Source organism: Candidatus Bipolaricaulota bacterium (assembly GCA_021159055.1).
GTDB lineage: Bacteria > Bipolaricaulota > Bipolaricaulia > UBA7950 > UBA9294 > S016-54.
On sequence record JAGGSO010000121.1, the window covers coordinates 12,688 to 37,915 of the forward strand.

Consider the following 25,228-nt stretch of genomic DNA (forward strand, 5'->3'; position numbering starts at 1 on the left):
ATCTCGATCACCCGCTCCGCTTGAGCCGTCCGGTCCGCTTGGCGTAGCGCTCGACCTTGCGGAAGATCACAAGGCCGACCGCGGTCACCCCGATCCCGGCGCCGATCAGCGTGAACACGGTGGGAAGCAGACTCCCGGTCGACTCGCCGCGCAATAGGCAGCCCCGCATTCCCTCGATCACGTAGGTGGCCGGTGATACGGAGGCGATCGCCTGCAGCCAGCCAGGCAGGGTGGCGACTGGGTAGTACACCCCAGAGATGAGAAGGAGGATCGCCGCCGCTGTGTTCGTCATCTGCGCCCCCCTCTCTGGGTAGAGGAGTGGCAGAACCGCGGCCAGGATCCCCAGCCCGACGAACGAGACGCTCCCGGCGAGCAGTAGCAAGACCGCCCCCCCGATGTTCGCCCCGGAAAGATCGAGTCGGAAGAACGCGGCCACGATCAGAAGGATCACCAGCGTGCGCAGGATCCCGTATCCGATGGCGAACAGGGTCGTCCCCACGAGATGGGTGAGCCGGGAGACCGGGGCCATGAACGTGTACTCGATCGTCCCCTCCCACCGCTCCCAGGCGATCATCTCCGAGATCGAGTAGAAGATCACGGAAAGGTACGACCAGATCAGGGTTCCCACCAGGAGGTAGGTGATGATGTATTGTGTATCCAAGGTCTCTCCGCTGATCCGCTCCATCCCGGCTCCGATGTAGGTGACGGCGAGGGAGTTGACGAGGGAGGAGATCAGCCAGACGATCTCCCATCCCCAGTAGCGCTTGGTCAGGTTGATGTTGCGCTCGACGAACGCGTACGCCCCGCGCAGCTCGCGGATCATCCAGTTCATTCCACGACCTCCTTCTCAGCAAGCGGGTGGCCAGTGAGCTCGAGGAATACCTCTTCCAGTGTGGGGGGTTGTCCGTTCCTCCATCCGACCTTGGTCTTCAGCCCGGCCGGGGTATCGAGGGCGATGATCTTCCCCTCGTCGATGACCGCGATCCGATCGCAGAGCCGATCCGCCTCCTCCATGTCGTGGGTAGTGAGGAGGACCGTTGCGTCGTGCTCGGCCCGGATCTCGCGCACGAACGCCTGTACGTCGCGCTTAGAGTGGGGATCGAGCCCGGTCGTTGGCTCATCGAGGAGCAGGAGGGTGGGTGAGGTCAAAAATCCGCGCGCAACCGCCACCTTCTGCTGCATCCCGCGTGAGAGCTGCTCCATCGGCTGGGTGAACGCATCCTCCTTGAGCCCGAGGCGTAAGAGGATCTCGCGCATCCGGATCCGCGCCTCCCGCATCGGCAGCCCGTACAGGCGCGCCGCATAGCTCAGATTCTCGAGCGGCGAGAACTTCTTGAAGAACGCGGCGTCGACCGAGACGCGGTTGATCATGCGCTTGACGATCGCCTCCTCCCGCACCACGTCGTGTCCGAAGACGCGGATCGTCCCACCATCGGGAAGGAGGAGGGTCGATACGAGGCGGATCAGGGTGGACTTGCCCGACCCGTTCGGGCCGAGGACCCCGAAGATCTCCCCCCGCCCGACCGAAAGGCTCACTCCGTCGAGCGCGACGACCTCGCGTCTAGATCGGGAAAACCGCTTGGCTGAACTCTCTTTTTTGAAGAAGACCTTGCGTACCTGCACAAGTTCAAGGGCAGGGATACTCATGGTGACTCCTTTTTTGGTGAAAACAAAGACAGGGTAAGGCCTATTCCGCTGCTGTCAGATCGCCTTGAATAAGGCGGCGGCTAAAGCGTTCTATACCTCATAGCAGTCTTACCCCCGAAGAGAAAAGCGGGAAACTGAAAAACAGTATAGGGGAGGACGATTTAATTGTCAACCCGACCGCCCCTGCGCGGCGGAAACGTCAAGGTGATTCCCAAGGGCGGCTTTCCGCCGTATGGACGTTCCCGTTGGTTGGAGAAGGGGGATATCAATCCCGCAGTTCTCTTTCCACAAGTCGTTCGACGAGGCCCTCCTCCGGGATGAACGGAAGTGTGATGTGCCCACGGTCCTGGTTGAGCTCGTTCCACTCCGCGGCGACTTGGACGGCGTTTTCGTTCCTTGCCCACGCGCGACGGGCGACTCCACCGATTACATCCCAGGAGATGGCATGCACGATGATCTCGTCCACCCGGGCGCTCCCGTCGAGGACGAGCCCGAACCCGGCGTGGATCGCCTTGCCGATCCCCACCCCGCCGCCGTTGCTCATCACCACGAGCGTCATCCCCCGGGCGGCGTTCCCGGCGAAGTTGTGGGCGGACATGTCGGCCATGATGTTCGATCCATCCTTGATGTTGGCCGTCTCGCGGAACGGGGAATCGGCCGAGCCGGTGTCGTGATGGTCGCGCCCGATCATCACCGGTCCGATGACGCCGTCGCGCACGAGCTCGTTGAATTTGAGCGCGATCCGCACCCGCGTTGCCTCGTCGGCGTACAGGATCCGCGCCTGGGAGCCGACGACGAGGTTGTTGCGGTCGGCGTTCTTGATCCACTCGTAGTTGTCGCGGTCCTGCGCCCGCCGCGTCGGATCGATGCACTCCATCGCCGCCCGGTCCGTGGCCACCAGGTCCTCGTGCTTCCCGGACAGGCACACCCAGCGGAACGGGCCGTAGCCGTAGTCGAAGTTGAGCGGTCCCATCAGGTCCTCGACGTACGACGGGAAGATGAACCCATCGCTCGTGTCGCGGCCGTTCTTCGCGATCTCGGTCACCCCGGCGTCGAACACCGCCTTCAGGAAGGAATTGCCGTAGTCCCAGAACCGGGTGCCGCGGGATACCATCTCGTTGATCAGCTCGAACTGCCGCCGCAGGGACCGGTCGACGCGGCGCTTGAACTCCTCCCGGTCGGTCCTCAGCAGCTCCCGTCCCTGGGCGAACGTCAGCCCCTGCGGGGTGTAGCCGCCGTCGTACACTGCATGACACGACGTCTGATCCGAGGCGAGATCCACTGCGATTTCATGTTCGACGAGGTACTCCCACAGATCGACGATGTTCCCGTGGTAGGCGATCGACACCGCCTCGCCGTTCTTCCGCGCCGCCTCCATCCAGGCGACGACCTCGTCCAGATCGTCCGACGCCTTGGAGAGCCAACCCTGCTCCATCCGCTGCTCGATGCGGGAGCGATCGACCTCGGCGATCACCCCGACTCCGCCGGCGATCTCGATCGCCTTCGCCTGCGCCCCGCTCATCCCGCCCAGGCCAGAACTCACGAACGTGCGCCCGCGCAGGTCGCCGTCGGCCGGGATCCCGAGGAACCGCCGGCCGGCGTTGAGCAGCGTCAGGTACGTCCCGTGTACGATCCCCTGCGGGCCGATGTACATCCAGCCACCAGCGGTCATCTGGCCGTAGTTCGCCACCCCGAGGGCGGCAGCGCGACGGAACTGCTCGGGGTTGTCGAACATCCCGACCATCAGGGTGTTGGTGTTGATCACCCGCGGGCTCTCCGGTCGGGACGGGAACAACCCGAGCGGGTGGCCGGACTGGATCACCAGGGTCTGGTGGTCGGTCATCACCTTGAGGTATTCCTTGACCAGGCGGTACTGCATCCAGTTCTGGAACACCTGTCCGCTCTCCCCGTAGGTGACGAGCTCGTACGGATAGAGGGCGACCTCGAAGTCGAGGTTGTTGTCGATCATCACCTGGAGCGCGCGGCCCGCCAGGGTGCGGCCCTCGTACTCGTCCACCGGCCGGGCGTAGATCCGCCCCGGCGGTCGGTAGCGGTAGCCGTAGATCCGTCCCCGCGTTCGCAGTTCTTCGAGGAACTCCGGGGCGAGCTCTTCGTGCAGCGCGGGCGGGATGTAGCGCAATGCGTTCTTCAACGCGAGGATTGTCTCCTCCCGCGTCAGGTTGAACCCGCGGTGGGGCGCACGCCGGATCCCCGGCTCGAACTTTGGCGGTGGTGGAAGCTCAGCCGGGAGCCGGATCGCCATCGGTTCGTCTCTCATCTCCTCCCTCCTTTTGCGAGGAGAGTATATCTTCCTGTGCCAGCCTGCGACAAGCGATACGGGAGTGTTTCACGCGGACTCCGCCGGGTGTCATTCTTGATTCCATCGGCGTCCTTCATTTTGACAGGTGATCGGCCCTGAGCTATAATCACGCCCTAATCGGAGATTGAATTAAGGAGCAGAAGATGCAACGGACTTACGTGGCAAAGAACGAAGAACGGGGTAAGACCTGGGAACGCAATTGGTACTTGGTCAATGCTGATGGGAAGACCCTGGGGCGGTTGGCGAGCGAGATCGCGGTGATCCTGCAGGGGAAGCATAAGCCGATCTACACTCCGCACGTCGATACCGGTGATTACGTGATCGTGATCAACGCGGAGAAGGTCGTCCTCACCGGGAACAAATGGGATCAGAAGCTCTACCAACGGCACTCGGGTTACATCGGCGGTTTGAAAGAGATCCCTTATCGCAAATTGATCGAGCGTCGTCCCACCCTGCCGGTGCGTGAGGCGGTGCGGCGGATGCTCCCGAAGACGACCCTCGGTCGGCGGATGCTCCGCAAGTTAAAGGTATACGCCGGGCCGACCCATCCCCACACGGCACAACGCCCGATCGAGCTTTCGCTGTAACCCTGGGCGTATTCAACCCGGACATTTGTCCGCGGACCTTTAGACAAACCCGGAAGGAAGCGTCGACACCCTTCCTTCCGGTTTTGCTTTCACATGGCTAGACTCCCTGCACAGAAACAACATCTGAAACGGGTGGTGGGGAGAATATGGGAACTAAGGTGCGCAGGATCAGTCTATGGGTGATAGTGGGGGCAATCCTGCTGAGCGCCGTCGTGTCAGTAGCGGGGGAGAAGATCGCGATCTTCGTTCAAGCGGCCGCTCCGGTCCCGACGGCCGATGTTGAGTTGCTGCAGAACTTCGCGCAACAGCACGGTGCGGTCATAACCGGGGCGCGGGTGTGTTCCACCGGGGAGCTGATGCACGCCCAGCGGTTGACCAATACCTACATCGGGAATACCCTGTCGGTCGAGGGGATCAGGCGGCTCGCCAACGCGCTGGATGTGGATCATATCATCATCTTCCGCATCGTCCGCTGGGAGGATCAGCTTTCGTTTCAGCCGGAGAGGTCCCTCCTCATCCTTGGAGCGACCTCGCTCGCTGACAACTCTCTGAAACTCCTGTTGAGCCCGCTCGGGATCCTCCTTGGCCTGCAGAAGGAATCTACCGTCGGGCTGTTCGCCACCGTGTTCGATCCGAACGGGAACGTACAGTTCACCACTTCCGTTACCTCCACGGATCAGCCGTTCCTCTCCCTCCTCACCGCCGATCCGCTGGAGGCAGCGAAACAGGCGATCGATACCGCCCTTTATCAGATCGCGGTGGCCCTATGAGTCCCGGAAGGAGGATCGTGATCGATGTTACAGACTAACGCGGGATTTTATGATAGAGTGGGTACGGACTGTTCTGTAAGACAGAAAATTGTGGAGAAAATGCTAAGGACAAAGGAGGTAGCAATGAAGTTTCTTAAGCTCGGTCCTTATGGCCTTCCCATCCTGCTGGTGATCGCCGCCCTTCTTCTTCCGGCGGCGGCCTACGCACAGGGGGAAGGGTATTATACGGTCAGCCAGGGGGCGACGAAGGTGCAGATCACGCCGCTCTCCGGCCCCGGGGATGCCGCCAGCTTCTACAACATGACGAACAGCCAATCAAACACTGGGTTGGAAGAGGCGAACACAGCGGTTATGTTCCTCTACCGGAATACCGCCACCGGTGCGCTCTCACTGTTCGTCCTTTTGAGCGGGCCGAACGGAACGGCCGGGACGGTGACGTTCTCTCTGTCCGGGGTCCCGGCCGGTGCCGGGTTTGAGGTGCAGGACGACGGTATGGTCGATTTCCGCGAGACGTGGGAGCTCACCCCTCCGACCGGGACTGTCTCCTGGGCGTGGGACGAGGGGAAATCGGACGGGATGGTCCTCGGGCCGCTCGGGACTGATTTCTCGCTTACCATCTACCCGCAGTTCACCTCCGGAATCACCGCGGTGAAGTTCCTCTCCGGCGATCGGACGGCGCCCCAGAAGATCGACCTCAATTTGACCGATCCGATCATCATCGCTGGCAGCCCGAACGAACCGCCGGTAGCAGCGTTTTCCACCGCGCCGGACAAGCCGCACATCAACGAACCGGTGACGTTCGACGCCAGCGCGTCCCATGATCCGGATGGGTCGATCGCGAGTTACGAGTGGGATTTCGATGGCGATGGGGTGTTCGATCAGAAGACGACCGATCCGGTCGTCACCCACACCTATGCAGTGGCCGGTACGAAGAGCGTTACCCTCCGGGTTACCGATAACGACGGGATGACCGGCCGCACGACCAATTCGGTTGAGATCTCCGCTCTTGCTGTGAAGGTGAAGAGGACGATCTCCACCGTCGCTGCTCTGCCCGGGACCACGTTCAAGGTAGTGGTCCGCATCGAGTCGGAGACCGATCTCGCCGGGGTCGGGCTGCAGGAGAGCCTCCCGGTCGGATGGAAGATCAAGCCGATCGAGAACGCCGGCGCCGCGTTCAAGCGGGCGACAGTACAATGGGTCTTCGTCGACCAGGTGAAGGCGGGAACAACCAAGGTGATCACCTATGAAGTGACTGTGCCGACGAGCGATCAGCTCGTGGCTACCACCCTCCCTGCCTGCTTCAAGATCACGGGGACGTTCCAGGCGATGACCCCCTCGCTCTCCATCCCGGTTGAGGGCGACAGCGACATCGAGGTCACCGACGCATTGACGATCAAGACGGCGATCGCGCACCTCGTCCCGCGGGTCGGGGATGATTTGGACGATACGATCGACCTGCGCCTGTCGCAGAAGATCGATCCGAACCAGCTTTCTCGCGCGATCGAGATGTGGCGAGACGACGAACCGGTCCCGTGGACGCAGGGAGCGACGATCGACCTGGAGACGATGAAGGAGCTCGCCGCCTACGCGTACACCTGCACCGAGGTCGATAACCCGCTGCCAGCAGTACCGCAGGCGAACATCACCGCGGTGCGCACGATCGCCACCCCGGTACCGTGCAACAACGTCCTCCTCAACTACTACGGACCGGACGGAAATCCGGCGGGGAACACGTTCACGGTGAAGGTGGAGATCAGCGCCGACCAAGATCTATACGGGGTCGGGCTCGCTGAACAGCTCCCGACCGGGTGGAAGGTCACCCCGATCCAGGACGACGGGTTCACCTACAAGGCATCGAAGGTGGAATGGATGTTCCCGGGCAAGCTGCCGGCGGGGACCACTAAGACCATCATCTATGAAGTCGAGGTTCCGCAGACCCAGGCGATCGAGCAACCAGCGGACAACCCCTGTTTCGTCAGCTCGAACGACCTATTCGGCGTGGTGGACTCCGCCCTCCCATGCCAGGACGTGACCGTCACCGGTGATTCCGCGGTCGACGTAACTGACTCCCTGCCGGTGATCGTCGCCATCTCGCGCTGGGACGTGGACAACGATACGATCGACATCAACCTGTCGAACAAGATCTCGTTCCAGCAGGTGCAGCGGGCGATTGCGTTCTGGCTCGAGGATGAGGTCGTACCGCGCACCGGTGGCCAGACGGTGGACTACGAGACCCTGAAGGCGATCATCGCCTACTGGCTCACTAACACCGATATCTGCGATCCCCTGCCGGGGGCGGTTCCCGGCACGTGCGAGCCGTGCAAGCTCCCGTGCCAAGGGGCAACGAAGTAGATGGAACGAGCGACTACTAGGAGTTGATCGCGATGAAGAGAAGAAACACCGCGGCGGGGGGGATCACCCTCGCCGCATTTTTGATCGTCCTTGCGGTAGGGGGCTCCGCCCTGGCGGGAGGATACATCCAGGTACAACAGACAGTCGTTCCCGATGAGGTGTACCTCGCCGGGAGCGGGGGGAGCCCGGAGACTGCGACCCTGACCCTTACCCTGACCGGCACCGGGCCGCGGGGGAGGTTCCCGATCGATTGTATGCTGGTGATCGACGTATCCGCTACCGCTCAGATTGACGTCGCCAAGGAGGCAGCGTTTGGGATCCTGAGCAAATTTAAAGAGGGAGATCGGGCCGGGGTGGTGGCATTTGCTACTGAAGCCCACCTGATCGTCCCGTTGACGGATGACCTAACGCGAGTGAAACAAGCGATCTCGGATCTCTCCCGCGGTGGAAAGTCCGCGTTTGGGGACGCCCTCAAACTCGCGCGCCAGCAACTCACCAATGAAGGACGGCCGGATGCAGTACTTGCCGAGGTCCTCCTCACCGATGGACAGAGCAACAGCGGGAGCGACCCGGCGATCGAGGGGAAGATGGCCAAGGAGCTGGGAATCAAGCTCATCTCGATCGGGATTGGAAACCTCATCGATAGGAATCTGCTTGAACAGTTCGCCAGCGAGACCGGCGGGCTGTTCCTCCCTCGACCTCGGGATGATGCTCCGGAGAGGATCATGGCTCGTCTGGCCGTAACCTCTGCCGGAGGCGAGATAACCGTCAAGAAGATCCTCCCCGCCGGCATCAGCTACGCTGGAGGGGATCCGACGCCGACCCAGATCGATCAGGGAGCGGATGGGATGACCGTACTCACCTGGCGGGTCGGATCCCTCGGCCTCGGCGCTCGGTGGACCGCCACCGTGCTCCTCAAAGGGACTAAGGTCGGTGAGTGGGCTACGGACGCCGAATCCGTGGTTACGATGGACGACTTTCGTGGAGTACCGACGACGATCAACATCTCCCCCCTCACCCTGCGAGTCATCGCTCCGAATGCCGCTCCGATCGCCGCGTTCACGTACGGGCCTGAGGAGCCCTCCACGAGCGAAGCGGTCTCGTTCACCGACGAATCAAGCGATTCGGACGGGAAGGTAGTGGCGTGGAAGTGGGACTTCGGTGACGGGGAAGAAAGCGAGGCGCAGAACCCGGAGCACCGGTTCGCCGCTCCCGGCACCTACACCGTGAGCCTGATCGCGATCGACGACCGCGGGGCACGCTCTGCTCCGGCCAAGGTGGAGATCACGATCAAGAACACTCCGCCCACCGCCTTATTCACGTGCTCCCCCAAGGAGCCGCGGAGTGGAGTGGAGGCTGTGTTCGACGCGAGCGGTTCCAACGACATCGATGGCCACGTCGTCACCTATTCCTGGGACTTTGACGGGGATGGGGCGTTCGACAAGACTACCTCAAACCCGCAGGTCAGTTACACCTTCCCGAGTTCCGGTGAAGTGCAGGTGACCCTCGCCGTCACCGATGACTCCGGTGGAACGGATACCTACACGAAGGCGATTGAGGTCCTTCCGAGCGTCACCGCGGTGCGGACGATCGACACCTGCCTCCCGGACGACGTGACGATCTCCGGCGGGACGGTCACCGTGACCGTTACCATCACCGCCAACACGGAAGTGCACGGCCTAACCCTGCACGAGGAGGTTCCGGCTGGTTGGACGTTCACATCGGTCGATAACGGATCCGCCACCCTGCGGGAGGCCTCGCACGACTGGTTGTTCATGGAGACCCTGAAGGACGGGGACCAACGGGCGGTCGTCTATACCCTCACCGCCCCCACCACCCCGCTTTCCGATCATGGGCAGGAGCAGGTTTCGCTCACCGGGAACGTGGGGAGCTCATCCCCGCGCCTCTCGCAGATGGTCCTCGGGGAGGACAAGGTGGCACGGGTGGACACCCTCCCCGTTCTGGTTGTCATATCCCGATGGGATACGGAGAAAAACGCGATCGATCTCTGTCTGCCGCCGCAGGTCGGGTTCGACCAGATCCAGTACGCCGTTTCTCTCTGGATCTCAGGCGACGAGGTCCCGTATACAAACGGCGCGACGATCGACCTGGCGACGATGCAGGATCTGATCGCGTATTGGTTGACTGATACCTCGGTTCACGATCCGCTCCCCTAGGGGCGGATCGTGGGCCCGGGTTTGGAGGGGGTATGAGCAAGAAGAAGGAACTGGTCATTCTGTTAAGCGGAATACTCGTGATGTTGGGCCTTGCTGTGTTCGGGCAGGGGATCGATTTCGACCCAGCGACCTATAACCCAGCGGTGGGAGAGACAGTGACGTTCTCCGCCTGTGAGACGTGCACCTCCGGTGCGGTCAGCTACGAGTGGGACTTCGACGGGGATGGAGTATCCGACCTCTCCGGGTCTGATCCCCTTGTCGACCACGCGTTTGCCGCCGCCGGCTACACCGAGGTGACCCTGCGCGCCGTCGGGGCCGACGGGCGCGTAACGGCGCGGAGGAAGGGCATCCTCGTCGGCTCCTCCCCGCTGATCGGGGTCCGCCGTGTCGAAGTGAACCCGGACAGGAGTTTGAACGTGACGATCAGCGTCGTCGCCACCGCCGACCTTTCCGGGGTCGGGATCGAGGAGACGATCCCCATCGGCTGGCAGGTGAACGCCTCCCAGGCCGGAGGGGTGTTTGTCAAGCGCACCGGGCGGAAGCTCGAGGTCCTGTGGCTGAACCAGCTCTTCGCCGGGGATACCGCGAGCTTCTCCTATACCCTCTATCCCGGGCAAGGGAACGGGGTTCCGGCGTTTACCGGGACGATCAGCGGCTATACCAATGGAGCCCGGGTGAAAAATGAGCTTTGCGGGGACCTCACCGTCCCGTATTAGGACCGAGCTTTGTGAACGGCGTGCGGGCGGCTCTGGCCGCCCGCGTTTCTATTTGATCGCCCGGCGGAAGAGGAGAGCGAGTCCCCCGAGGACCCCGATCGACACGCCCAGGGCCGGGAGGAATCGGAGGGGAATACGGAGGTTGACGACGACGGCCGCCAGACCGCCGGTTCCGATGCCGACCAGTGCAAGGAGCGAAAGTACCCGACGCGCGAACCTGGAGCGGTGCTCCTGTGGGAACATGGCGATCTCGCGGCGGCTCATCCCCGCCTCGAACCCGATGAGGGCGAGCACTTCCCCGGCCAGGATCGGATAGAACCCGGATCCGGTGAACAGGAGAGAAAGACCGATCCCGCCGGAGATCCCAAGGAGTCCTTCCATCCAGCGTGCTCCCCGCGTGACCACGGCGATCCATGCTCCCGCGCACACCAGGGCGATCGTGCCGATCACCGGCTCACCATCCCAATACCCGATCGCGGCGAGGACGGCCAACCCGATGGGGTAGATGAACAGCCCGGCCCAGTTCACCTGAACCTCCTCCCGCGGCGCGATAGGGCCCAATCGGTGGCGCGGGCGAGGGGCTCGTCGATCCTCCAGTCGACGACCTCCACTCCGATGCGGGCGAGGGTGTCGAGGAGGACGCGGCGGTCGAGCCGGATGATCCGGGCCGCGAGCTGCAGGCTCGCCGCGTCCGTCTTCCCGGTGTTCGCCTCGCGCCAGCGGTCGAGCGGATCAGGAGCGACGAGGATCACCTGGTAACCCCGCGTCCGCAGCAGACCGAGTGTCTCCACATCCTCCTCCCCGGCGAGCGGGCTCACCACTACGAGCTGGGAGCGGGAGGGGAAGAGGCGCGTCGGGATATAACGGAGGTCTTCAAACACCGCCTTGTCCCCGAGGGAGGCGGCGGCGAGGGAATCGAGGATCCGCTCCCGCTGGGTTCGCCCGAACCCAGGATAGGTCCAGTCGAGGATGTCCCCGTAGATGAGGAGGCCGACCCGGTTCCCCTGCGCGAGGAAGTGCGTCGCGAGGCTCGCCGCCGCATGCACCGCTGCCGCGAACGTGTCCGCGGTGGGGGAACAATGATGGGCGCGGGCACGGGCGTCAAGGATGACGTTCACATCGGCGATCCTCTCCTGTTCGTACTCGTTCACCACGAGCCGTCCGCGCCGGGCGTAGGCACGCCAGTTGATCCGGCGCACATCGTCGCCGGGGACGTAGTGGCGACACCCGAAGAAATCGATCCCGGCCCCCCCGACGTTCGCCTTCACCGTCCCGGAGTAGACCAGGGTACGGCGGGGGCGGATCACGATCTCCTCAAGCGGCTCTGGCCGGGGGAAGACGAGGAGAGAGGAGGGGATTTCGATCCTCTCCACCTGCGGTGCGGACGAGAATCTTCCCCACCGCTTGACCACGACCGGTGGGAACTCGTACTCCCCCCGCGAAGGGCGGATCGTGTACGAGACCTCGATCCTCCCTCCGGTCGGAAGCGGGGCAAGGGCGCTCGTCTCCCCATCGGCGGCTGTCACCCCGTCCGGGAGGACCTCCTCTAGCCCGAAGCTCGTGATATCCGGACCGTGATTCTCCGCCGTCAGGACTACCTCGATCTCCTCCCCCACCGGGACGCGGGCGGGATGGATCTTGCGGCGAATTTCGACTTCAGCCTTTCCCGGATGGGAAAGGACGATCCAGGTGAAATAGACGAGGTAAGGGATGGCGAGCCCGAGCACGCGCCCGTCGTGAACGACGATCCCGATGCTCACGAACGCCGCGGTCATCCCCGCGGCGACGGCCAACCTGGCGCGATACCCCATCAGTCGACCTTGGGGACCGGGACGAGACGGAGGATGTTCTCCACCACGTCCTGCGGCCCGATCCGCTTCGACCACAGCTCCGGGCTGAGGATCAGTCGGTGGACGAGGGCAGGGACGGCGAGGGTCTTCACGTCGTCGGGGAGGACGTAGTCGCGCCCGTGCAGGGCGGCCCATGCGCGCGTAAGCTTGAGCAGCGCCAGCGAACCGCGCGGGCTTGCTCCCACGTACACGTTCGTGTCCGTCCGCGTCCGCTCCACGATCGAGACGATGTACGACTCCACGTCCGGGTCGACGAACACCTCCTCCACCGCCGCTCGCATCGCGAGCAGCTCCTCAGCGTTCGTCACTGAGGAAAGGACGATCTCGTCCGCCTTCCTCCCCCGCCGTCGCTCCAGGATCTCTACCTCGTCCGCGTGACTCGGGTACCCGACCTTCAGGCGCATGATGAACCGGTCGAGTTGAGCCTCGGGGAGCGGGAACGTCCCCTCGTACTCGATCGGGTTCTGGGTAGCGATCACGATGAACGGAGCAGGGAGAGGGATGGTCTCCCCCTCGATCGTCACCTGAAACTCCTGCATCGCCTCGAGCAGGGCCGATTGCGTCTTCGGGGTCGCCCGGTTGATCTCATCAGCCAGGATCAGGTGGGCGAAGATCGGCCCTTTGGACAGGACGAACTCTCCTTTATCCCGATCGAAGATGTGCGATCCGGTGATGTCACCGGGGAGGAGGTCCGGGGTGAACTGGATCCGCTTGAACTCTATCCCCAGGACCTGGGAAAAACTGCGGGCGATCAGGGTCTTGGCCAGGCCGGGATAGTCCTCGAACAGGACGTGCCCTCCGGCGAGGATCCCGGTGAGGACCAGCTCGAGAACCTCCTCCTTCCCCACGATCGCTTTGCTCACTTCGTCGATGATCGCGCGGCCCCGCGCCGCGGCTTCAGCTATCTTCATTCATACCCCCTGTTCCAGTCTTTCCAGCACTGATATTGCTTTTTCCAATTTGGATTCAAACTCATACACATTCAACCCCGCCGGCGCGCGGGCACGGGCGAAGAGATCCAACACTTCGGAGTCCGTGCACCAACTCCCGTCCTCGAACCGCTCCCGCGCCGCGGCGAGGGATATCCCCTCGCGCTTGGCGATGATCCGCACCGCCGTCTTCCCCAGTTCCCGAACGATCATCCTCCGGTAGAACGGGCGACGGCGGGCCCGCGCGATCGCGATCGCCAGCGACCGGAGCGGATCGTCCCCTTCCTCCGCTCGCTTTTCCGTTCCCTCCCCTTCTCGTGGGAGAGAACCGATGGCGCGCAAGTAGCTTCCGAACAGGAACGCCGCCATCACCAGCACTGGGACGAGCCAGATCAGGTACTGGGGGAGGAGGGAGAGGTAGAACCAGAGCCGGTAATAGGCCTGGATGATGGGGATGGCGATCGCCCTGCGGAACCCCTCCTGCAGGAAGAGGATGAACAGCAGCGTGATCAGCCCGGTCAATCCGATGGCGATGGCGCCGATCAACCATCTCCCGTGCTCGTCCTTAGGCGTAGGCATCCCTGATCTCCTCCAGGCATGACAGAGCGGCGGCAGCGAACCTGGTCCCCTCGCGGTGGCCGTAGCGGACCTCCTCGAAGATCCCGGTGAGCCGATCGACATGTTCGTCCCGCATCCCGCGGGCGCGGAGGCGGCGGGCGAACTCGCGCGGGGTGAGGTAGTCGGGGTTCTCCACCTGTCGGGAGAGGATGTCGCACATCTCTCTATACGCCCTGATTACTACGTCCCGCGGCTCCTCTCCGTGGCGGATGCGGGCCGCCGCTGCCCCTGCCTCTTCCCCCAGCTCGGACAGGACATCGCGCCCCGCTGTTTCTGACGTGGATCGAAACCGCCGCCACGCCGCGAATCCAATTGCGACGATCCCCGCGGCCACCCCAAGCGCGATCAGGACGACCGACCAATTGGGCGGGGTTACGGTGGGCGGGACGTATTCCGGGGATGTCCCTTCCATGGGTGGCGCTGCCGTGGTTGGAGGTGAGGGAGGGGAAAACTCAGCCCGCTTCGGGTGGAAGAACGCGAGGAACACGGTGATGATGAGCAACAGAATCAGAATGGAGGGAAGCTGGCGGAGGAGGAACCGCCGGAATTGGGAAGAGACGAGCGCCCCGACCGCGGTGACGGTGGCGGCGAGGAAGAGGATGGCGTAGAGGATGCGTTGAAACGCCGCGGCCAGCCATGTGGGTCGATGACCGCCCGTATTCCCGACCTCCGGTGGAGCAAGCGAAGCCCCGTGTGGGACCGGTTTTCCCGGTCGAAATTGGAGGGAGGAGAACCCGCCGCTCAGGATCGCGATCCCGGCGAATACGAGCAGGAAAAGCGCCAGGACGAGGGTTTTTTCCCGATCCGTCTCCCTCACCCCTCGTCTTTCAGCTTGAGCCCCAGTTCGTCGAGCTGCGCCGGTTCGACCGGCATCGGGGCCTCGGTGAGGGGGCAGACCCCGGTCGTCGTCTTGGGAAATGCGATCACATCGCGGAGGGATCTCTCCCCGGCCATCATCATCACCAGCCGGTCGACCCCGAGGGCGAACCCACCGTGCGGCGGCGCCCCGTACTCCAACGCGCGGAGGAAGAACCCGAACCGCAGCTCCGCATCCTCCGCGGAGATCCCGAGAAGCTTGAAGATCCGCTCCTGCAACGCACGGGAATGGATTCGGATGCTCCCGCTCCCCAGCTCGGTTCCGTTTAACACGAGGTCGTACGCCTCGGATAGGACCGAGAGGGGGTCCGACTCCAACCGGGGTAGGTCATCCGCCCGCGGCGAGGTGAATGGATGATGCTCGCTCGTGAGTTTTCCCTCCTCATCGAGCCCGAACAGGGGGAAGTCGGTGACCCAGAGGAAGTTCCAACCGTCCTGCGCCAGACCCTCCTTCCGCCCGACCTCGAGCCGGAGTGCTCCCATCGCCTCCTCGATCCCATCCCCGGCAAGGATGAGGATCAAATCGCCCTGTTTCGCTTCGAGGGCGCGGATGATCCCGGATAGGGCGTCGGATGAGAGATGCTTCACGATCGGAGACCGTGGTTCGGCCTCCAGCTTGATCCAAGCAAGCCCCTTTGCCCCTTCCCGCCGCGCGACTTCCTGCAGCTTGTCGATCTCCCCGCGCGAGTACCCGGCACACCCAGGGGCGTTTATCCCCAGTACCTTCCCCCCGGACTCCACCGCGGCGTCGAACACGCGGAACCCGCTTCCGCGGACGATCGAGGAGAGGTCGTGGATCTCCATCCCGAAGCGCAGATCCGGCTTGTCGGACCCGTAGCGGGCGAGGGCATCTCGGTATGAAAGCCGAGGGAACGGGGTGGAGAGCTCGATTCCCATCACCTCTCCGAACAGGCGTTGCATCATCCCCTCGAGGATCTCGAAGATCTCGTCCTTTCCGCGCGGGAAGGATACTTCAAGGTCGAGCTGGGTAAACTCGGGTTGACGGTCGGCGCGCAGGTCCTCGTCGCGGAAGCACTTCACCAGTTGGAAATAGCGATCGATCCCCCCGATCATGAACAGCTGCTTGAACAGCTGCGGTGACTGGGGGAGGGCGTAGAACTTCCCCGGGGCAAGACGGCTCGGGACGAGGAAGTCACGCGCCCCCTCCGGGGTCGACTTGGTCAGAAACGGCGTCTCGATCTCGATGAACCCATTATCCGAGAAGTAATCACGCATCCCCTTGAACACGCGGTGTCGCAGCCGGAGGTTGCGCTGCATCCGCTCCCGTCGCAGGTCGACATAGCGGAATCGCAGCCGCGTCTCCTCGGTGGTGTCCGACCCGTCCCCCTCGACGAGGAACGGCGGGGTGAGGGCACGGTTCAGGACCTCTATTTCCTCCACCTCAATCTCGATCTCTCCGGTCGGCATGTCAGGATTTACGTCCTTCTCCCCCCGCGGCCGCACCTTCCCCACCACCGTGATCACGTCCTCTCGGTTCAGGTCATGCCCGATGGAGAGGCGGGGATCGCTTCCAGAGAAGATCAGCTGCACCACCCCGGTCGAATCGCGCAGATCGACGAACGTCAACCCGCCCAGGTCGCGGCGGCGCTTCACCCAACCGGCCAGCCTGACCCGCCGGCCCACGTCTTCTCCGCTGAGGCGGCCACAATAATCGGTCCTGTACATCCCTCGCTCCTCCGTTCGGTTGATGCGCTTATTATAGGAAAGAAAGAAACTGCTGCAATGCTATAGCTGATGCACTTGATATAAAGATTCGATCTTTCTATACTTGCGTCATGGAAAATCGGAAAGTGCAGGTAACCGGTGGGGGGACGTACTTCGTCACCCTGCCGAAGCGATGGGCGAATCGGGTCGGGATGCAGCGGGGAGCGGAGGTAACCCTGGTGGAGAACTCGACCGGGAGCCTCCTCCTTGTCCCGGAAGGGATCGATGCCCGTAACCGCGTCGTCCTGTCCCTGAGCGGGAAAGACAGGGTGTGGATCGAGCGGGCGATCATCTCCTGTTACATCACCGGGTTCGACGTGATCGAGGTGAACGGGTCGCGGATCACCTCGGACCAGCGGCGGGCGGTGCGGGAGACAGCCCAGGCCCTGGTGGGGCTGGAGATCATGGAGGAGCAACAGGATAGGATCATCCTTCATTGCCTTGTCAGTATGCGCGATTTCGCTGCTGAAGCGACGTTGAAGCGTATCTACTCGATCACCACCGCGATGCTCCATGACGCGGTGCACGCATTCACCGCTCACGATTCCGAGCTCGCCCGCGATGTGATCGAACGGGACACCGAGGCCGACCGGCTGACGCTCGTCATGTCGCGTGAGCTCGGTCTTCTCCTGCGCGACCTCCTCCTGGAGCGGGACGTGGGGATGAGCAGGCTCCTGTTCCACGAATACCACGCGGTGGCGAAGACCCTGGAACGGATCGGAGATCATGCCGTCAAGGTCTCCCGTGCCGCCCTCGACCTCTCCTCTCCCCTCGACGCGGGGGTGATCGCGGAGATCGAGGTCCTGTACTCCGCCGCCCAGGAGGTGATCGAGGGGAGCGTGGAGGCGTTCTTGGGAGCGGACGTAACGCGGGCGAACTCCGTCCTTGCGGCCCGGGAGGATACCCCTGCCCTGGAGGAGAAGGCTCGCCTCTCCCGCGGGACGGTGCAGCTCCAGCCGCTCGCCACGATCTTCGACAGCCTGCTGCGGGTGCGGGATTACGCGTTCAACATCGCTGAAAACGCGCTCAACATGGGGGTGCCCGGGTTCCAGACAGGGGACTGAGCTCACCCTTCGATGAGCTTCCCCTTGAAGAACTTGCGGCCGAGGAGCTTGTGCCAGTCGGTGAAGTCCCCCTGCTCAGTGTCCCGTTCGATGTGGAGGCGGACCATGTTCAGCTTTGCCGACAGGTTGTCGAAGTGATAGACCGCGATCGCCTCCGGGGTCTTGGGGACGATCGCCGCTCCGAACTCGAGCGTCCCGTGATGGGAGATGATGATGTGCTCGAGGAGCTCGGGGAGACGGGGATCGGGCCATGTCAGCTTCTCCGCCGCCTCCCGCACCATGTCCCGCCCGAGGAGGAGATGGCCGATCAGCTGACCGGATAGGCTGTGGTGCGGGGCGATCGGGTTCTCCAGCTCCCGTACCTTCCCGATGTCGTGCAGGATTGCCCCGGCGATCGCCAGTCCCCTGTTCAGGTCGGGGAAGTCATCGCAGAACCGCGCCACTCCCCGTGCCACTTCCAGGGTGTGCTCGAGCAATCCGCCGAGGTAGGCATGGTGGTACTGGATCGCGGCCGGGAATTTCCGCACCGCCTCTCGGTTCTCCTCCACCAGGTTCTCCGTCAGTTGGCGGAGGGGAGGGGGCTCGATCTCCGCAATCAATCCCTTGAGCTCCGCCCACATCTCGTCGGGATCGCGCTCGCTCGTCGGGACGAGGAGTGCGGGGTCGAACCCCGGGATCTTCCCGGACTCGTGTTCGTAGGACTCCAGACGGCGGATCGTCTTCACGATCAGTTGGAGGGAGTTGCGGTAGGTCTCCGTGCTCCCCTCGACGAACACGAAGTCCCCTTCCTCGAACTGGGAGCCGTAGCGCTGTGTCGCCTCGGCCCATGCCCGGGCGGGGATCGTCCCGGAGCGGTCGGCGAGGACGAGCTCAAGGTACGGTTCCCCGTTTCGGGTCGAGCGCTGTGTCTTCTGCTTCACCAGGAAGCACTGTGAGATATGCAACCCCTCGCGCATGTCCTGGATCAGGACGTGGGTGAGGCGGTAGGGGAGCTCGTCCTTCAGGTAATCGGAAAACTTCTCGGCGGTCATGCCCTTCCTTTCAGGGAGAGTGTACGAGTCCTGGCATGAAAATCAACCGGTGCCTTTTTCTTCGGCGATGATCTTTTGTATCTCCTCGCCGGATATCACCTCACGCTCCTGGAGGAGCGCGGCGACCCGCTCCAGGGCGGTTTTGTGCTCGCGCAGGAGGGAGATGGCGCGGGACTGCGCCTCCTCCACCAAGCGGCGTGTCTCCTTGTCGATCAGGTTCGCCGTCTCCGGGCTCACCTCGGGCCGGACGCCGGTCGGAGCGCCGAGGTATCCGGTCTCGGGGGCGTAGCGCACCGGACCAAGGGCATCCGTCATCCCGAACTCGGTCACCATCCTCCGCGCGAGGTTGGTCGCCTGGTCGAGGTCATTCGCCGCTCCGGTCGACGCCTCCCCGAACACGAGCAGTTCCGCCGCCCTCCCGCCGAGGAGGACCGCCAATCGCTCCCGCAGCTCCTCCTCGCTCAACAGGTACTGGTCCTCCTCCGGCCGTTGCAGGGTGTAGCCGAGGGCCCCCTTCGCCGTCGGGATGATGTTCACCTTGTGCACCGGGTCGGTGTGGGGGAGGAGAGCGGCGACCAGGGCGTGTCCTCCCTCGTGGTAGGCGACGCGGCGCTTGATCTCCGGCTTGAGCGGGACCTTCTTCTCCAGCCCGGCCACGACCCGCTCGATCGCCCGGTCGAAGTCATCCATCGTGATCGCCTCAGCGTTCCTCCGCACCGCAAGGAGGGCTGCCTCGTTCACGATGTTCGCCAGGTCAGCTCCGGAGAAACCGGCGGTGATCTGGGCGAGGCGGTCGAGGTCGACGTCAGCGCCGAGCTTGACGTGTCGGGTATGTATCGCGAGGATCTGCTTTCGCCCCTCCTCGGTGGGGAGCCCGACCTGGATCTGGCGGTCGAACCTCCCCGGCCGCAACAGCGCCGGGTCGAGGACCTCAGGGCGGTTTGTCGCCGCCATGATCACCACCCCCTGGTTCGGTTCGAACCCGTCCATCTCGGTGAGGAGCTGGTTCAGGGTCTGCTCCCGTTCGTCGTTCGTCCCGATCGCGCCGACCCCGGTGCGCGCCCGGCCGATCGCGTCGATCTCATCGATGAACACGATGCACGGGGCCTTTCGCTTCGCCTGTTCGAACAGGTCGCGCACCCGCGCCGCTCCCACCCCGACGAACATCTCCACGAACTCCGAGCCGCTGATCGAGAAGAACGGGACTCCGGCCTCCCCGGCCGTTGCCTTGGCCAGCAGGGTCTTGCCTGTCCCCGGTGGGCCGACGAGGAGGACCCCCTTGGGGAGCTTCGCCCCCATCCGGGTGAACCGGCTCGGGTCCTTGAGAAAGTCGATGATCTCCCGCAGTTCCACTTCCACCTCGTCCACCCCGCCGACGTCGGAGAACTTGATCCCGGTCATCTCCCCCGCGATCTCGTGCGCGCGGCTCTTCCCGATCGACATCACTCCGGTTCCACCCTGTCCCATCTTGCGAAAGATGTAGTACCAGATCGCCACCAATGGAAGGAGGGGGATCAGCCAGCCGAGGATCGCCGTTCCCAGGCCGCTCGTCGGTGGCTCTCCTTGGAACCGCACCTTGGCCGCGACGAGCCGATCGATGAGCTGTTCGTCGTCTACGCGGACCGTGTTGTGGACCTCCTCGTGTCCGTCCTTGTCCACGGTGACGTAGTAGATCCGATTCGTTCCCAGGGTGACGGTCGTGATCCGGCCGGATTCGAGGTCGGAGAGGAACCGACTGTACGGGACCTCGGTCTGGCGGACGATCATCGGGCGGAACACGAACTCCTGAAAGATCCACATCCCGAGGATTGCGATCAGGACGTAAACCACGGAAAACCCAAGCTGGCGGCGCTGATGTCTATTCATCTGCTCTCCTCCACGATTTTACCGGGATGATCGGGTTAAGGGAAGGGGGATTTGGGAAGTAGGCGCAGCCCCGCATTATAATTAGGGCATCATGGCCGTATTGAATCGGATCGGGAAGGTTAAGAAGCGGAACCATGCCCTGGTGAAGTTCGACCAGGGACGGATCGTGCGCGCGATCGCGCGGGCGGCGGACTCGATCGGCGGATTCGAGCAGGACTATCTTGAAGGGATCAACGATCGGATATTCGCCGCCGGACGGAACCACACCGGGATCGCGGAGTTCTTGTCCGACCTCGTCGTCATCGTGTTGAACGGCGACCCCCATCACCTGGTGGTGAACTTTCCCCCCACGGTGGAGGAGATCCAGGACGTCGTCCTTCACGTCTTGCGTAGCACCGGGTTCACCCGCACCGCCGATGCCTACACCTGCTTCCGCTGGGGGCACCACTGGGTGCGGCAGGGGGCGATCCGGGAGGATCAGTTCGTGCGTAACGGCTATCCTCCCGCCCATATGGAGCCGCTCATCGAGTGGAACCGGGCCCACGGCTGCGACACGATCGAAGGGCTGAACGAGATCGTGCGCAGCGGCCGGATCAAGGAACTGATTGACGCCGCGATCGCCACCTACGAACAGGCCCTCGATGACGCCGCCGCCCGGGTGATCTCCCGCATCGAAGCCGGGGACGAGATCAAGATGATCTGGGTGAGCGGGCCGTCCTCGTCGGGGAAGACGACGACGACGGTGAAGCTGACCGACCGGCTCCGCCGCCAGGGGCTCAGGTTTCTGATGCTGAACCTGGACGATTACTTCTGGCCGCTCATCGAGCACCCGACCGACTGGATCAACGACCGCAATTACGAGACCCCGGAGGCGTTGGATATCCAGCTTCTGAATACGCACTTGAAGGCCCTGCTTGCGGGAGAGACGATCGACAAACCGATCTACAGCTTCAAGGAGGGGCGCAGGGTCGGGACGAAACCGGTCCACCGCGATCCGGATCAGATCCTGCTGTTGGACTGCCTGCACGGGTTCTACCCTCCGATGGTCGAGGGGATTCCGGAGGAGAACATCTTCCGGCTGTACATCGAGGCGATGAACCCGCTGTACGAGAGTGAGGTGATGAAGCCGCTGATCGAGATCGATTGGTCCGGGGAGCGCCTCACTCGGTTCGAGGACGTCCGCCTCCTCCGTCGCAGTCTCCGCGACTCCGTGCATCGCAATCACTCGCCCCTCGCCACCTTGCTCCATTGGCACTACGTACGTGAGGGAGAGCTGTTCTCGATCATCCCGCTTAAGGGACTGGCCGACGCGGTGATCAACGGGGGGATGCCGTTCGACCTCCCGGTCCTGAAGCCGTTCTTCACCGGGAAGGAGAGCATCTGGCCGCGGCCGGAGGAGCTGGATCAGTATTCCTCGTTCCTCGATGCCCGCATCCGCTACGACCGGATCACGCGGCTCCTCGATTCGATCGAGGGATTGACCATGGAGCAGGTGAACGACCTTTCCCTCATCCCGGGCGATGCGTTGGTGCGGGAGTTCATCGGCGGAAGCACGATCGAGATCCCGCACAACGAGTAGAGGAGGAGAAGGATGCCGGCGAACCTCACCCCGGAGTTCCTCAAGGCACGGGAGCGGTTTCGGGCCGCCCAGACCCCGGAAGAGAAGCTCGCCGCCCTGGAGGAGATGCTCGCCACCATCCCCAAGCACAAGGGGACGGACAAGATGCAGGCCGACATCAAGCGGCGGATCGCCAAGCTGCGGGACGCTCAACAGGCGGGGAAGAAGCGGGGACGCAGGAGTGGACCGGATCACATCGACCGTGAGGGGGCGGGCCAGGTCGTCCTCCTCGGCCCACCGAACTCCGGGAAGTCGAGCCTGCTTGCCGCCCTCACCAACGCTCATCCCGAGATCGCCGACTACCCGTTCTCGACCATCCTCCCGATTCCGGGGATGATGGAGTTCGAGGATATCGCGATCCAGCTGATCGACCTCCCGCCGGTGACCGCCGAGTACACCGAGCCGTGGGTATACAACCTCGTCCGGCAGGCCGATCTCGCTCTCCTCGTCCTCGATCCGACCGAGGCGGCACAGGCCGCCGCAGAGGAGATCGTGCTGATCCTGGAGGAGCGGCACCTCCGCCTCGTCCCCGCGGAGAGCAGTGTGGAAGACGAGAGGATAAAAGAGGTTCCCTGTCGAATCGTGGTCAACAAGGTAGACGTCGCCCCTGCTCCCGATGAGCTCACCGAGCTGTTCCCGGTGATCCCGGTGTCGGCCCGGACCGGAGCCGGGCTGGAACAACTGCGGGCTGAGGTGTTCCAGGCTCTCCGGATCGTGCGGGTCTACACCAAGCTGCCGGGGAAGCCGCCTGATATGACCGAGCCGTACACCCTCCCGGAGGGCGCGACCGTCCTTGACGCGGTAGAGGCGGTGCACCGCGAGTTTGCTGAGCGGCTGAAGTACGTGCGGGTGTGGGGCTCGAGCAAGTTCGACGGCCAGCAGGTCCCTGCCGATCACGTCCTCAAGGACAAGGACATCATCGAGATTCACCTCGCCTAGATCCTTTCGGGATCGATGTCGATCTCTGCCTTGGGGATCGCCTGTTTTGCGGCGCGGCACGCCTCCTGTAAGGACAGCGGGTTCGGTGCCTTGATCAAGAAGAGCTCCTTTCCCCCTCGTCCGGGCGGGGAGGAGGGACCGAGGAACTCGACCGGGAATTCGCGCAGCGCCGACTCCAGGGCTGCCCCCTGCCGCGGCGGAAGGATGATCCGGGCGAGGTGGGAGAACGGGGGATAAGAGAACGCCCGCCGCGACTCGAGCTCCTGCGAGTAGAACCGAACGTAGTCTCCAGCCAGGGCGGCCGTGATCGCGTAGTGGTCGGGATAGCGCGTCTGGACGATCAGCCTGCCAGCAGTCAGGCGCGTGGAGAGGTTTGCCAGCAGCTGGTAGGTTCGCTCTCCGGCGCGGAAGTCGGAGGCGGCAAGGATCGCGTCGATCCCGACCGCGGCGGCGATGCCGATCTCCGGCAATGCCGTCCCCTTGGCGATGATCGGCGTTCCCACCACAAGCTCGGCCTCGCGTGAAAGGACGTCCGTAAGATCGATCCCCGGCCTCCGGCGTACGGCCTCGGCGTCGATCAGTGCCACCCGCGCGGAGGGGAAGAGCGCGTGGAGTTCCGCTTTCACCCGTTCAAGTCCCGTTCCGAGGAAGCGGAGTGCTCTCCCCCCACAGCTCGGGCAGGTGAAGGACGGGTAGGCACGACCGCACACCCGACAGACGAGCTGCGCCCGCCTCGCCGCGTACACCAACGGCGTACCGCAGCTCGGACAGCGCAGGATCTCCCCGCAGTTCTTACAGGCCACCGCCTGAAAGTACCCGCGTCGCGGGACGACCACGATCCCCTTCCTCCCTGCGTCAAGTACCTGCGCGATTCCCTCTGCTAGGGGTCGAGTTACGACCCCCGGCTCCTTCCGCATGTCGACGCATACCCTCTCCACTTCCCGGGACGGCTGCGGAGGGCGGACCAGCGCGATCTCCCCCGCCATGGCCTGATGGTAGGTCTCGACCGCGGGGGCAGGGGATGCGAGGAGGACGGTCTTTCCCCGCCGCCGGGCCAGGGCGCGGGCATGATAGTAGGGAAGCATGTCGGACTGCTTGTAGCCCCGGTCCTCCTCCCGATCGACGAGCACGAGGTCGAGGTCGGGGAACGGGAGGAAGACGGCCGATCTTGTTCCCACGACGATCTTCGCCGTTCCCGCGCGCACCTGTTCCCATATCCGTCCTCTGTCCCCTTCGGACAGCCCGCTGTGGTAGAGCTCAGCCCTGGGGAAGTGGGGCAAGAGGAGGCGGTGGAGCTCCTTGGCGGCAAGGATCTCTGGGGCGAGGAGGAGCGCGGTCTCGTGCTTTCCGATCAACCCCGGATAGTCGGCCGCTTGGAGTCCTCCGAACAGGAGAGCAGACCCGCTCTCCGGGACGACGCTGGCCCAATCCGGCGGAGGCGGGGCAGGAGTGGCGGGACCGTCGGTGGGGACGAATTCCCGCACCAGGCCGCGCTCGAGGAGCCGGGAAAGCGGGCGGGAGATCCCTCTCCCCACTCGGGCGGCCAGCTCCTTTTTGGTTACGGGTCCAGCAGCAGTGAGGAGGGCGCGGATCACCTCTGCCTGGCGCGGGGCGCGGGCCTCGAGCTCGTCCAGGGCCGCGATCGCAGCGGCGAGGTCGATGGAATAGCGTGGTGTCGGTGTCGCCGCAGCGGCCCGGGACGGGAGGATCCGGTTTACAACGATTCCCGGCGGGGCGATGTACTCCTGCGCCGTCTCCAGCACGAACGCAAGGGCGCGCGTGGAGTACGCCGGCGGGGAGAGGACGGCGATCACCTCCTCCAACGGCCCAGGGTGGTCGGACTCTGGCCCGAGCCGGACAACGACCCCGGTTCGGGCCGTTCCGGTGAACCTGACCCGCACCCGCTGCCCGACTTCGATCTCGTCCTCGAGTTCCGGGGGGACGAGGAAGTCGAACCCATGCTCGATCGGGATCGGGAGCAGGACATGTGCGATCATCCTACATCAACCCGAGCTTGATCGCTACGATCAGGGCAGCACTCGCCACGAGCAGGCAGGCGAGGGCGGTGAGCGAACCGCTGTGGATCCAGGTGCGGAAGGTGATGGGAGTCTCCGTCCGCTCGGAGATCGCCACCGTGACCACG

General features: G+C 63.8%; 20 protein-coding genes. 8 read left to right on the top strand and 12 right to left on the bottom strand.

Features of this window, described 5'->3' with window-relative positions; all coding sequences use genetic code 11:
• Positions 1–7 precede the first annotated feature (7 nt).
• From J7J55_06305 to J7J55_06315, 3 genes are all read right to left on the bottom strand, one after another.
• Positions 8–832 carry an ABC transporter permease gene (locus tag J7J55_06305; GenBank protein ID MCD6142312.1) on the bottom strand — a complete coding sequence of 275 codons (825 nt, stop codon included), beginning with the start codon at positions 830–832 and terminating at the stop codon, positions 8–10.
• A complete protein-coding gene (locus J7J55_06310) occupies positions 829–1,647 on the bottom strand; it encodes an ABC transporter ATP-binding protein (GenBank protein ID MCD6142313.1) in 819 nt (272 codons plus the stop codon). The genes J7J55_06305 and J7J55_06310 overlap by 4 nt, the downstream gene beginning before the upstream one ends.
• A gap of 265 nt (positions 1,648–1,912) precedes the next feature.
• Positions 1,913–3,925 (bottom strand): urocanate hydratase, encoded by a 2,013-nt coding sequence (locus J7J55_06315; protein ID MCD6142314.1) that lies wholly within the window; start codon positions 3,923–3,925, stop codon positions 1,913–1,915.
• A 185-nt stretch (positions 3,926–4,110) separates the two neighbouring features.
• On the opposite strand from J7J55_06315, the gene rplM reads away from it, so the two are divergent.
• From rplM to J7J55_06340, 5 genes are all read left to right on the top strand, one after another.
• Complete coding sequence (rplM, locus tag J7J55_06320) at positions 4,111–4,554, top strand: 50S ribosomal protein L13 (protein ID MCD6142315.1); 444 nt, start codon at positions 4,111–4,113, stop codon at positions 4,552–4,554.
• Between the two features lie 146 nt (positions 4,555–4,700).
• On the top strand, positions 4,701–5,324 hold the full coding sequence (locus tag J7J55_06325) for a hypothetical protein (GenBank protein MCD6142316.1): 624 nt from the start codon (positions 4,701–4,703) through the stop codon (positions 5,322–5,324).
• A 123-nt stretch (positions 5,325–5,447) separates the two neighbouring features.
• Positions 5,448–7,676 carry a PKD domain-containing protein gene (locus J7J55_06330; GenBank protein MCD6142317.1) on the top strand — a complete coding sequence of 743 codons (2,229 nt, stop codon included), beginning with the start codon at positions 5,448–5,450 and terminating at the stop codon, positions 7,674–7,676.
• 32 nt (positions 7,677–7,708) lie between these two features.
• Positions 7,709–9,853, top strand: coding sequence for a VWA domain-containing protein (locus J7J55_06335; protein MCD6142318.1), 2,145 nt, complete (start codon positions 7,709–7,711; stop codon positions 9,851–9,853).
• Between the two features lie 32 nt (positions 9,854–9,885).
• Positions 9,886–10,569: a PKD domain-containing protein gene (locus J7J55_06340; protein ID MCD6142319.1), complete on the top strand. Its 684-nt coding sequence runs from the start codon at positions 9,886–9,888 to the stop codon at positions 10,567–10,569.
• A gap of 48 nt (positions 10,570–10,617) precedes the next feature.
• On the opposite strand, the gene J7J55_06345 is transcribed toward J7J55_06340, so the two are convergent.
• From J7J55_06345 to aspS, 6 genes are read right to left on the bottom strand one after another with little or no spacing between them, the layout of a single operon-like run.
• The gene (locus J7J55_06345; GenBank protein ID MCD6142320.1) at positions 10,618–11,097 is read right to left on the bottom strand and encodes a hypothetical protein; all 480 of its coding nucleotides are present in this window, start codon (positions 11,095–11,097) and stop codon (positions 10,618–10,620) included.
• Positions 11,094–12,380 (bottom strand): DUF58 domain-containing protein, encoded by a 1,287-nt coding sequence (locus tag J7J55_06350; GenBank protein ID MCD6142321.1) that lies wholly within the window; start codon positions 12,378–12,380, stop codon positions 11,094–11,096. The genes J7J55_06345 and J7J55_06350 overlap by 4 nt, the downstream gene beginning before the upstream one ends.
• Positions 12,380–13,330, bottom strand: a complete 951-nt coding sequence (locus J7J55_06355; GenBank protein ID MCD6142322.1) for a MoxR family ATPase — start codon at positions 13,328–13,330, stop codon at positions 12,380–12,382. The genes J7J55_06350 and J7J55_06355 overlap by 1 nt, the downstream gene beginning before the upstream one ends.
• Positions 13,331–13,927 carry a hypothetical protein gene (locus J7J55_06360; protein MCD6142323.1) on the bottom strand — a complete coding sequence of 199 codons (597 nt, stop codon included), beginning with the start codon at positions 13,925–13,927 and terminating at the stop codon, positions 13,331–13,333.
• Complete coding sequence (locus J7J55_06365; protein ID MCD6142324.1) at positions 13,914–14,783, bottom strand: DUF4129 domain-containing protein; 870 nt, start codon at positions 14,781–14,783, stop codon at positions 13,914–13,916. Before J7J55_06365 ends, J7J55_06360 begins: the two co-directional genes overlap by 14 nt.
• Positions 14,780–16,528 carry an aspartate--tRNA ligase gene (gene aspS / locus J7J55_06370; protein MCD6142325.1) on the bottom strand — a complete coding sequence of 583 codons (1,749 nt, stop codon included), beginning with the start codon at positions 16,526–16,528 and terminating at the stop codon, positions 14,780–14,782. Before aspS ends, J7J55_06365 begins: the two co-directional genes overlap by 4 nt.
• A gap of 110 nt (positions 16,529–16,638) precedes the next feature.
• Here aspS and J7J55_06375 point away from each other — a divergent pair, with 110 nt between their 5' ends.
• Complete coding sequence (locus J7J55_06375; GenBank protein ID MCD6142326.1) at positions 16,639–17,631, top strand: hypothetical protein; 993 nt, start codon at positions 16,639–16,641, stop codon at positions 17,629–17,631.
• Between the two features lie 2 nt (positions 17,632–17,633).
• Here the strand turns inward: J7J55_06375 and J7J55_06380 are convergent, their stop codons facing one another.
• Together J7J55_06380 and ftsH are read right to left on the bottom strand one after the other, a co-directional pair.
• Positions 17,634–18,662, bottom strand: coding sequence for an HD domain-containing protein (locus tag J7J55_06380; GenBank protein ID MCD6142327.1), 1,029 nt, complete (start codon positions 18,660–18,662; stop codon positions 17,634–17,636).
• A gap of 42 nt (positions 18,663–18,704) precedes the next feature.
• The gene (gene ftsH, locus J7J55_06385; protein MCD6142328.1) at positions 18,705–20,528 is read right to left on the bottom strand and encodes an ATP-dependent zinc metalloprotease FtsH; all 1,824 of its coding nucleotides are present in this window, start codon (positions 20,526–20,528) and stop codon (positions 18,705–18,707) included.
• Between the two features lie 91 nt (positions 20,529–20,619).
• Here ftsH and J7J55_06390 point away from each other — a divergent pair, with 91 nt between their 5' ends.
• Together J7J55_06390 and J7J55_06395 are read left to right on the top strand one after the other, a co-directional pair.
• Entirely contained in the window at positions 20,620–22,107 is a 1,488-nt protein-coding gene (locus J7J55_06390) for a hypothetical protein (protein ID MCD6142329.1), read from the top strand.
• A 12-nt stretch (positions 22,108–22,119) separates the two neighbouring features.
• On the top strand, positions 22,120–23,085 hold the full coding sequence (locus J7J55_06395; GenBank protein MCD6142330.1) for a TGS domain-containing protein: 966 nt from the start codon (positions 22,120–22,122) through the stop codon (positions 23,083–23,085).
• On the opposite strand, the gene priA is transcribed toward J7J55_06395, so the two are convergent.
• Positions 23,082–25,082, bottom strand: a complete 2,001-nt coding sequence (gene priA / locus J7J55_06400) for a primosomal protein N' (GenBank protein MCD6142331.1) — start codon at positions 25,080–25,082, stop codon at positions 23,082–23,084. The two genes, J7J55_06395 and priA, sit on opposite strands and share 4 nt — an antisense overlap.
• Between the last annotated feature and the right edge of the window lie 146 nt (positions 25,083–25,228).